The 9,868-nt window shown below is 70.2% G+C and carries 8 protein-coding genes; 7 read left to right on the forward strand and 1 reads right to left on the reverse strand.

The features are described from left to right. Nucleotides 1-12: 12 nt before the first annotated feature. Nucleotides 13-975 (reverse strand): ROK family protein, encoded by a 963-nt coding sequence (locus ACIP6N_RS00815; protein ID WP_401811761.1) that lies wholly within the window; start codon nucleotides 973-975, stop codon nucleotides 13-15. A gap of 41 nt (nucleotides 976-1,016) precedes the next feature. Here ACIP6N_RS00815 and ACIP6N_RS00820 point away from each other — a divergent pair, with 41 nt between their 5' ends. From ACIP6N_RS00820 to ACIP6N_RS00850, 7 genes are all read left to right on the forward strand, one after another. Beyond that, nucleotides 1,017-1,853 (forward strand): creatininase family protein, encoded by an 837-nt coding sequence (locus ACIP6N_RS00820; protein ID WP_401811762.1) that lies wholly within the window; start codon nucleotides 1,017-1,019, stop codon nucleotides 1,851-1,853. Further along, entirely contained in the window at nucleotides 1,840-2,967 is a 1,128-nt protein-coding gene (locus ACIP6N_RS00825; RefSeq protein WP_401811763.1) for a mandelate racemase/muconate lactonizing enzyme family protein, read from the forward strand. The genes ACIP6N_RS00820 and ACIP6N_RS00825 overlap by 14 nt, the downstream gene beginning before the upstream one ends. 41 nt (nucleotides 2,968-3,008) lie before the next feature. Next, entirely contained in the window at nucleotides 3,009-3,419 is a 411-nt protein-coding gene (locus ACIP6N_RS00830; RefSeq protein ID WP_401812588.1) for a RidA family protein, read from the forward strand. A gap of 472 nt (nucleotides 3,420-3,891) precedes the next feature. Beyond that, a complete protein-coding gene (locus ACIP6N_RS00835) occupies nucleotides 3,892-4,893 on the forward strand; it encodes a hypothetical protein (protein ID WP_401811764.1) in 1,002 nt (333 codons plus the stop codon). 170 nt (nucleotides 4,894-5,063) lie between these two features. Further along, nucleotides 5,064-6,581, forward strand: a complete 1,518-nt coding sequence (locus tag ACIP6N_RS00840) for an amino acid permease (RefSeq protein ID WP_401811765.1) — start codon at nucleotides 5,064-5,066, stop codon at nucleotides 6,579-6,581. Continuing rightward, nucleotides 6,581-7,975 (forward strand): glutamine synthetase family protein, encoded by a 1,395-nt coding sequence (locus ACIP6N_RS00845; protein ID WP_401811767.1) that lies wholly within the window; start codon nucleotides 6,581-6,583, stop codon nucleotides 7,973-7,975. Before ACIP6N_RS00840 ends, ACIP6N_RS00845 begins: the two co-directional genes overlap by 1 nt. A 314-nt stretch (nucleotides 7,976-8,289) precedes the next feature. Next, nucleotides 8,290-9,396, forward strand: coding sequence for a hypothetical protein (locus tag ACIP6N_RS00850; RefSeq protein WP_401811769.1), 1,107 nt, complete (start codon nucleotides 8,290-8,292; stop codon nucleotides 9,394-9,396). The last annotated feature ends 472 nt before the right edge of the window (nucleotides 9,397-9,868 follow it).

Genomic DNA, 9,868 nt, shown 5'->3' on the forward strand with positions numbered 1-9,868 from the left:
TCGCAACCCGCCCTAGAGGTGGGAGAGAACCAGCCCGGCGCCGCCGAGCAGCGCCCCGTCGTCCTCGGTCGCGGAACTCACCAGCACCCGGGGCCGCTCGGCGCCCGCCGACGCGACGTCGGCACGCAGCCGCTCCTCGATGAGCGAACGGAAGCGTTCGCCGCCCTCGCGCGCCTCACCGTGCAGGACGAAGAGGCCGGGCGCGAAAAGCTGCTGCACATTGACCAGTCCGAGGGCCAGATTCTCCGCGTACTCCGCCACGGTCCGCCTCGCGGGCGCGTCGTCGCGCTCCACCAGTGCGCCCAGCGACACGTCAGGACCGAGGCCCGCCGCCCGTGCCCGCGCGCGCAGCCACCGGGTCGTGGCCACCGTCTTCCAGCAGCCGCGGCCGCCGCACGTGCAGGGATCGCCGCTGGCCGACACCGTCATATGGGCGCCGCTGCGGCCGCCCGGCGGGGCCAGGACGTCGCCGTCGTAGAGGATCCCCACCCCGAGCACCTCGCCGGTCGACACCGAGGCGAACGTACGGCGGCCGCGTCCGGCGCCGAACCAGCGGTCACCGAGCACCTGAAGACGGGCCCGGTGCTCCACGCGTACCGGCACGCCGGTCAGCGCGTACAGCCGCTCGGTCACCGGGTAGCCGTGCAGCGCGGGCACATCGTTGACCTCGGTGATCAGGCCGGCGGCCGGATCGACGAGGCCCGCGGCCGCCACCCCGATTCCCACCGGTGCGTGACCGGCGAAGACGGCGGCGGCCCGCGCGAGCGCCGTGTCGATGTCCGCGGGCGTCGCGCCCGCCGCGTCGTACGCCGCCTCCGCGCGGTCGAGCACGGTGCCGGACATGGTCAGTACGGCGGCCCGTACCCGTCCCGGCACCAGCTCGACCGCTCCGAGCGTCCGCGGGGCACGGGGCGCGGCGGTCGGCTCTGGTACGGGATCGGGCACCAGCCGCAGCGGAGAACGTTCAGGGACCATGCGCAGACTCTGCCACGGCGGAGTTTCAGGGAGGTAGCGCTGTGAGCCAACTCAAACTGACCGAATTGACCTGGCGAGAGGTGCGCGAGGCGGGCGAGGACTCCGTCGCGCTGCTGCCCATCGGGTCGCAGGAACAGCACGCCGGGCATCTGCCGATGGGCACCGACACGCTCCTGGTCGAGGCGGTGGTCGACCGGGCCATGGCCCTGCTGTCGGCCGGCGGACCGGGATCAGGACTGGTGCGGCTGCCCGCCCTGCCCTTCGGACACAGCCCCCATCACCTGTTCGCGGCGGCCGTCTCGCTCTCGGCGCGGACGCTGGGCGCGGTCCTGGACGACATCCTGGATTCCCTCATGACCAGCGGATACCGGCGGATCATGGTCGTCAACGGACACGGTGGCAACGACGAGATCATGCGGCTCGCGGTCAAGCGGTTCGCGCTGCGCGCCGAGGTGACCGTGGCGGCCTGCTCGTACTGGACCGTCACAGCGGCAGACGGGACTGACGGGACGGACGAATCGGGCGACGGCGGCCGTCCCGAGGTGACCCCGGGCCACGCCGGCTGGTTCGAGACGTCACTGATGCTCGCGGCGCACCCGGAGCTGGTCCGTACCCCTGTGCCCGCCAGGGCGCCCGTCGAGCCGCCACCGCTGTTCGACCACCCGCCGTACCCGGGCCTGACCGTGGAGCGCCACGGCGAGTGGGCGCGGGTCGGCGGATCGACCGACGACGCCTCGGGCGCCGACGCCGGACGCGGCCGCCGGCTGCTGGACGACAGGGCGCTGGGCCTGGCCCGGGCGATCCGCGCGTTCGACGCGGCCACGGCCGCCCACCCCACCGGCAACCACCGAGTTGAGGAGCAGAATGAAGATCACTGACGTCGACGTATGGGTCGTCAACCTCCCCCTGGTCAACCCGTTCACCAGCTCGTTCGAGACCAAGACGGGAGAGACCCGCACGGTGGTGCGCATCCGCACCGATTCCGGCGTCGAGGGCTGGGGCGAGACGATGTGGGGCAGGCCGGTGGCCGCCGTCGTCGAGGCGATGGCCGGGGACCTGATCGGCACCAGCCCGTTCGCCCTGGAGAGCTTCCACCGCAAGCAGCACATGGTGCCGTTCTTCTACGGGTACCTCGGATACGCGGCGATCGCGGCCATCGACGTGGCCTGCTGGGACGCGATGGGCAAGGCCACCGACCAGTCGCTCACCGATCTGCTGGGCGGATCCGTACGCGACGAGGTCCCGATCACGGCCCTGGTGACCCGCGCCGACGCGCCGGGCGCGAGCGGGTCCGCGCTGCCGGAGGCGCTGGCGGAACACACCGTACGCGTGGTGGCGGAAGGCGGCTTCGAAGCCGTCAAGCTCAAGGGCACCAAGGATGTCGCGGGCGATGTCGGCATCCTGCGGGCGCTGCGTGAGGCGCTGCCCGAGGTGAATCTGCGGGTCGACCCCAACGCGGCCTGGTCGGTGCCGGATTCGGTGCGCGCCGGCATCGCGCTGGAGGAGCTGGATCTGGAGTACCTGGAAGACCCGTGCGTCGGCATCGAGGGCATGAGCCAGGTGAAGGCGAAGGTCCGGATACCGCTGTGCACCAACATGTGCGTGGTCCGCTTCGAGGACTTCGCGCCCGCGATGCGGCTGAACGCGGTCGACGTGATCCACGGCGACGTCTACAAATGGGGCGGCATCGCCGCCACGAAGGCGCTCGCCGCACACTGCGAGACCTTCGGCCTCGGCATGAACCTGCACAGCGGCGGCGAACTGGGCATCGCGACCGCGGCCCATCTGGCCGTCGTCTCCAGCACACCAGTCCTCTCGCGCGCGATCGACAGCATGTACTACCTGCACGCGGACGACATCATCGAGCCGCTGCACCTGGAGGGCGGCCGGCTGCGGGTGCCGACCGGGCCGGGGCTGGGCGTGAGTGTGGACGAGGAGAAGCTGCGGTACTTCGCCGAGGTCAACGCGCGGGAAGGCGACTTGACCGGATGAGCGAGCGGACGACGGGCGAGCGGACGACGGGCGAGCAGGTCATGGGTGACGAGGGGACACGTGCGCACACGATGAGCAAACGAGCGGTACACACCGACAGCGCGCCGCGGCCGGCCGGGGCCTACAGCCAGGGCGTCGTGGCGGGAGGATTCCTCTACACGGCCGGATTCGGCCCGCAGGACCCGGAGACAGGGAAAGTGCCGGAAGGCGCGGCGGCGCAGACCGCGCAGGTCCTGCGCAATATCAGCGCGGTACTGGCCGCGCGCGGGCTGACCCTGGACGACGTGGTCAAGGCGACGGTGCATCTGGCCGATCTGCACCGCGACTTCGAGGCGTTCAACGCGGCCTACCGGGAGTTCTTCACCGACCCCTGCCCGGTGCGTACCACGGTGGGTTCGGAGCTGATGAACATCCTCGTGGAGATCGACGTGGTCGCGGTGGTTCACGACTGATCCGCTGATCCACCGGTCACGGGCCCCGCGCCGAGCGCGCGGCCAGGGACGACGGCAACGTCTCGTTGCCGTCGTCCGGGTGTACGGGGCGCCGAGGGGAACCGGGCCCCCGGTTTCGGTATCGACCGGGCCGGATAGTGGTCGATGCGCATTGTGAGTGCTATCCCGCGTCTAACTCCTGCTTAGTCGGTCAAATCGCAGGTCAGAGCGGTCAGTTGTGGCCATGAAGTTTGCAGTTGACCTTTCCATCGGAAAGGTCAACTGCCATGCTGAAGCTCCGGGACGCAGCGCCACCGGGGGAAGACCCTGGGTGATGGGCGGCGGCCGGAGTGGACTGACCTCCCACGACGTGCGATAAGGATTCGGCCATGTCTCTTGCGCTGCCGACGGCCCGGCGCGCTCTCCGTCCCGTATCGGGCCGGTGCCGGTGAACGCTGTCGGAGGTGGCGAGAGGTCCGGGCGGGGAGTCCGGGTGGCCTCGGGGCCGGCCGGGGACGATCACGAACTGCGGGCGGTGCTCCAGGACGTCGCGTCGGGCTACTGGATGTCGATGCAGGACCTGCTGGTACGGACCCAGCGCGCGGACTGGGCGCAATGGACCTACCGCACGCAGGTGTTGGGGGCCGCGTCAGCCGGTACGACAGTGGTGCGGACCTGGCACGACGAGGTCCCGGAGAGCGTACCCGCGACCGTGATGCTGGCCCGGGTGGCGGTGGAGCGGGCGCTGCGGGCGAACCGCGTCGGGGACGGGCAGCATCTCGAAGCCCTGTGGCGGACGGCGAAGTCCGCGTGTGACAGCGCCGCGAACGCCGCTCCGGACGACCCGGTGCCGTACATCTGCCGGCTGGCCCTGGCGGAGCTGGACCCCGCGCAGGCGGAAGAGGAACACCGCAGACCGCCGCCCGACCCGCAACTCTTCCCCGGACCCTGGGGCCTGCTCGACGAGGTCGAGCGGCGCGACCCCGGCAACCGCGAGGCATACCACCGGATCACCCGCTTCCTCCTGACCCGGAAGGGGGGAACGGTCGCCCATCAGGACTTCTTCACACGCTGGATCGCGGAGTGGGCGCCGAGAGGATCGGCCCTGCTCGTCCTGCCCCTATATGTGGCCGTCGAGCGGTGGCGCGCGATGTACGAGGGACACGAGTCGCTGGACGCCACTCTGTACTGGGTGACCGACCGGGCTCTGGAGCGGGCGCGGCACGCGTACGAGGGCTGGTTCGTCCACACGGCCTCGCGCAGGCTGACCGTGGACATGAACTACACGGCCCACGCCCTGTGGGCGGCCCAGCTGTACGAGCCCGCGACCGAGGTGTTCCGTGCGGTCGGCATGTACGCCTCGCCGAGACCTTGGCTGTACCTGACCGGCCCCGGCGACCGGTGGGAGCGGCTGTTCCTCGACGCCCACGAAGGAGCCCGGGCCCACGGGGCGGAACGCCGTGCGGGACCGCCGCCGTTCCGCGGCCATCCATGAGCGCCGCCGCGAGCCCGTACGGCCCGGGCCTGGGCGTCCGGGCCCCGCGCGGCCGGGGCATCGCCGCCCGGGGCCGGGCCGTCCGTGACCGCCCGCCGGTAACTGCCCACCGCTGAACGCCTGTACCGACTGATGCCGCCCAACTGATCCCATCCGTTCTGGAGGTTCCTGTGTTTCGCGCGAAACGACCACACCCCGTACCCGGCTCCGGGCAGGGGGACGACGACAACAAGCAGTTGGCGGACCTCGGCTACGAACCGGTCCTGGCGCGGCGGATGGGCGGCTTCGGCAACTTCGCGGTGAGCTTCAGCGTCATCTCCGTGCTGGGCGGCTGCATGGCGCTGTACGGCCCCGGGCTGATCGCCGGCGGCCCGGCGGTCATGCTGTGGGGCTGGGCCGCGGTCGGCTTCTTCGTGCTCTTCGTCGGTATGGCACTCGCCGAAGTGACCAGCGCCTACCCCACCTCGGGCGCCATGTTCTACATGGCCGACCAACTCGGCGGGCGCCGCTGGGGTTTCTACACCGGATGGCTGAACCTGCTGGGCCTGCTCGGCGGCATCGCCGTGATCGACTACGGCTGCGCCCTGTTCATCGGCGGAGTCCTCGACCTCCAGTGGTCGATCGTCGTGAGTTCCGGGCAGACGATGCTCATCTTCGTGGCGATTCTGCTGCTCCACGCCCTCCTGAACCTGGCCGGTGTGCGGCTGGTCAGTGTGCTGAACTCCATCAGTGTGTGGTGGCATCTGGCCGGTGTGGCCGTCATCCTCGGTGTGCTGTGGATCGCCCCCGACAGCCACCAGCCGGCGTCGTTCGTCTTCGGTGAATTCAGCAACACCACAGGCTGGACAAGCTCGTTGTACGTCACCGGCATCGGCCTCGCGATCGCGCAGGGCACACTGGTCGGCTACGACGCCTCCGCGCACATGTCGGAGGAGACGAGCCAGGCCGCCGTGTCCGCACCGCGTGGGATCGTCCGGTCCATCTGGGTCTCCTGGGTGGTGGGTTTCGTCCTCCTGGCCACCATGGCGTCCGCCATCAAGGATTACTCCACCACCGCCTCCGCGGCCGTGCCCCCGGCGCAGATCTTCGCGGACGCGGTCGGAACCGACGGCGCGACAGCCCTGATGCTCGTGGTCATCGTCGTGCTGCTGTGCGGCGGCAACGCGGAGGTCTCGGCGGGCAGCCGGATGGTGTTCGCGTTCTCCCGGGACGGCGCGCTGCCGGGATCCGGCCTCTGGCGGCGGCTGAGCCGCAATCAGACCCCGCACCTGGCCGTGTGGCTGGTCGTCGGCGCCGCCTGCCTGATCACCCTGCCGAGCCTGTACTCGCCCACCGCGTTCGTCGCTGTCTCCGCCATCAACATCGTCGGCATGACACCCGCGTACGCCATCCCGATCGTCCTGCGGCTCTACCACGGCAAGAGGTTCACCAAGGGCCCCTGGCACCTCGGCCGTTGGAGCAAGCCGGTCGGCTGGGTGGCCGTGGTCTGGGTCGTGTTCGTGACCGTCCTGTTCTGCCTGCCCCAGCGCAGCCCCGTCACGGTGGAGTCGTTCAACTACGCGCCGGTGGCGCTCATCGCCGTCCTGCTGCTCGCCGAACTGCGGTGGCCCTTCGCGCGCAAGGCGTACAACCCGCCCACCCCGACCCGGGCCAGCCACGACCGGGAGAGCGTCGAGGAGTTCATCTGATGTCCGCCCCGCACCAGGAGTGGCACGCGCGCGGTGGCCGGCTCACCCTCGACCAGTTGAGGGAGGAGGCCGGCCACGGCCGCGTCACCACCGTGGAACTCGCGCTCACCGACATCCAGGGCCGCCAGCAGGGCAAGCGTCACCACGTCAGGCACTTCCTGGACCACGTGGTGCCGGACGGCTCGGACATGTGCGCCTACGTCCTGGCCACGGACGCCGACATGCTGCCGCCGACCGACTTCGAACTCGTCTCCTGGGACTCCGGCATCGGAGACTTCCAGGTGCGACCCGACCTGACGACGATCCGCACGGTGCCCTGGGACCATGGAACCGTGCTCGTCCACGCGGACGCCTTCCTCGACGGCCGGCCCGTAGAGGTGTCCCCCCGGCGCGTGCTCAGCCGTGCGCTCGACCGGCTGGCCGCGCGCGGTCTGCACGTCAGGACCGGCATCGAGACCGAGTTCACCCTCTACCGGGGCAGCCACCTGCACCTCGAAGAGACCAACCACCAGCGGCTGCGGCCCGTTTCGGCGCGGAACCGCGACTTCGCCCTGGACCTCGACCCGGCGACGAGCCGCTATCTGCGCCTGCTCCAGGACGCGTTGGAACAGGCGGGACTGCCCATCGAGGCCGCCAAATCCGAGGCCGCGCCCGGCCAGGTGGAGATCACCTTCCCTTACGGCGACCCGATGGCGGCATGCGACGGACACACCCTGTTCAAACGCGTCGCCCGGCACACCGGCCATCGCACGAGGCTCGCCCCGACCTTCATGGCGACACCGCAGAACGGGTCGGCCAGCGGCCTGCATCTGCACCTGTCCCTGTGGCGGGACGGCGCGCCCGCCTTCACCGACACCGCGGGCGGCCTCTCACCATTGGGCGAGCACGCCGTCGCCGGGCTGCTCACCGCCCTGCCCGACCTCACACCCCTGTGGGCGCCGAACGCCAACTCCTACCGCCGCTACGCCCCGGAGACCGGCGCCCCCACCAGCTTCACCTGGGGACACGACAACAGGACGTGCGCCGTACGCGTCGTGGGACGGGAGAACCCCCACCTCGAAATACGGCTGCCCGGCGCGGACGCGAACCCGTACCTGGCCCTGACCGCCGCACTGGCCGCCATCGAGTACGGCATCGAGAACGCGCTGAAGCCGCCGCCACCGTGCGCCGGGAACGCGTACGCCGACCACACCGCACCCCCGGTCCACCAGACCCTCGGCGCGGCGCTCGGCGCTTTCCGTGACAGCCCGCTGACCGGCGCGCTCCTCACGCCCGGTGTGGCCACCCACTACGCCAAGGTCGCACAGCTCGAACTCGACGCTCTGCCCGGCGGATCGGCCCCGGACACCGAGGTCACGGCCGCCGAACACGAACGCTGGTTCTCCCGCGCCTGAAACCTCGCCCGGGGACACACGGGCCGCTCGGTGTGTCCTCGGGGGCGCGGACGGGCCGACCGCTCAGGCCGGCCGGCCACCCGAGCCGAACCCGGCCCGGGTGGTCAATCCCTTTGCGTCGCAATCTCGCCTGGCTTTGTTCACGAGAACCGACAGCAGATGTTCACCACTTCGGGAGGCACCCGGCACGCCGGGGATTCGAACAGTGCGTTACACACCGTGGCAGTGCACAGTCCCGCGCCGCAGATGAGAAAACACGTGGAAGGTCCGCCACGGAGCTGCAACGATGCCCCTGCTTTCTTCGCGGAGGACATTTGTTCGTTTTCGTGTGTGCGGGATGCGGCGCCGAGCTGACCATCCCGCTGTCCCCGGTCGCGCTGCCGGTCCACGCCCATCAGAAATACGGGAACGGGATCCAGCTCCCGGTACTCATGGAGCCGGGCACATTCGCCGTGGAACCGGAGCCCTGCGGGCCACCGTGGCGGAGGTGGGAGGATATCGACCCGGACGAGGCGGAGGCCCGCGGCATCTACGCCCCGCTCTACTCCTTGTCCGACAGCGCACCCGGCACCGTTGTCATCGCCCCCGGGGATGCCCGCGGCACCGTGCTCATCCCGAACGAAGCCGACGGCTACTGCTGCGGCCTCGACTGGGGTGACGGCCCCAACATGGCCTGCGAGGCGTGCGGCCTGCCGGTGGCGAGCCGGATCGACGACTGCTCACTCTGGCAGGCGGTCTGGCTCGCGCCGGACGCCGTGCACCGCCTCCCCGTCGACGACACCGACACCGCCATCCTCTCCTGGAAGGAACTGCTGGAGAAGGAGATAGCCACGCCCCCGATGGAGCCGGTCAGCAGATGGGGATCGCTTCTCGGGCTGGACCACTGGTGGTCATGGAGTCCACAGTGGGAAGCGGCAGCTGGTCGGGCCCTGGCCTACCTCCTGACAGCCTCCGACGGGCGACCTGTGACGGTCCCGCCCGGCCTGATCACGGAAGTGTTCCAACGCGTCCTCGACGCCCTGCTGCCTCCGGACCGGCCAGCGCGACGCGCCGTCCTGGCCGGTCCGGGGCTGTCCGCCCCTGGCCCGGACGCCGACATGGTTCTCGTGCCAACCCACCCGCAGACGGGGAAACTCTGGAGCCCGGCCAGCCCGGACGGAGCTGCACGCCCGGTGCCGCTGCCGTTCGGGATATGGAAGTGGATGGCCTTCCCTGAACCACACCTCTACCTCCCCACCTCGGGAACCATGCCCGACGGGGTACTGCGCGACGACCCGCCCCCGCCACGCCCCCATCACCTGTTCCGAGCCGACCCAGGAACCTTCCAGCACACCCTGGTCCGATTGCCGGCGGTCCGCAGCCCGTGGCTGCGCGAGATCCTCGACAACCTCACGCACCACATACAAGCCGGTCTCTTCTAGCCGACTGCCAGACAACGTCGGTGCCCACACTCCGGAACTACGCAATCGAACAGCACCAGGTAGTAGTGCCTTCCGAAGTGGTGAACATCGCTGTCGGTTCTCGTGAACAAAGCCAGTGGCCGTTCCCCGTGGTGTCGGCGGATGACCTCGGCAGTGGGCTCCGCTCCTGCGGTTCACAGGCCGCCGTGAGACGTATGGTGCGACCCGCATCGCGATCGTCTGCCTGGTCTCCGACAAAGCCGCCAAGCATCCCAGTCGCCCCGGACAAGCACCGAACTCGACCTCACCCGCTGACTGACTACCAGCCGAACGCCATGTCGGCTCACATCGAGCGCGACGCAGAGGGACGGCTGGGAAATCGGCTCGAAGACTCCAGCTGACTCGTCCAGACAACGACCTCCGGTTCAGCATCACACGATGCAGAGCCTTGTAGGACGGTCATCAAGCACAGCCTGCGCGTCCCTCGCCGGGC

The organism is Streptomyces sp. NPDC088725 (assembly GCF_044751305.1).
GTDB lineage: Bacteria > Actinomycetota > Actinomycetes > Streptomycetales > Streptomycetaceae > Streptomyces.

Excerpts from the sequence above, each read along its gene's own strand:
- ACIP6N_RS00815 (WP_401811761.1), bottom strand. The coding sequence starts at position 975 with ATGGTCCCTGAACGTTCTCCGCTGCGGCTGGTGCCCGATCCCGTACCA.
- ACIP6N_RS00825 (WP_401811763.1), top strand. The coding sequence starts at position 1,840 with ATGAAGATCACTGACGTCGACGTATGGGTCGTCAACCTCCCCCTGGTC.
- ACIP6N_RS00830 (WP_401812588.1), top strand. The coding sequence starts at position 3,009 with ATGGGTGACGAGGGGACACGTGCGCACACGATGAGCAAACGAGCGGTA.
- ACIP6N_RS00845 (WP_401811767.1), top strand. The coding sequence starts at position 6,581 with ATGTCCGCCCCGCACCAGGAGTGGCACGCGCGCGGTGGCCGGCTCACC.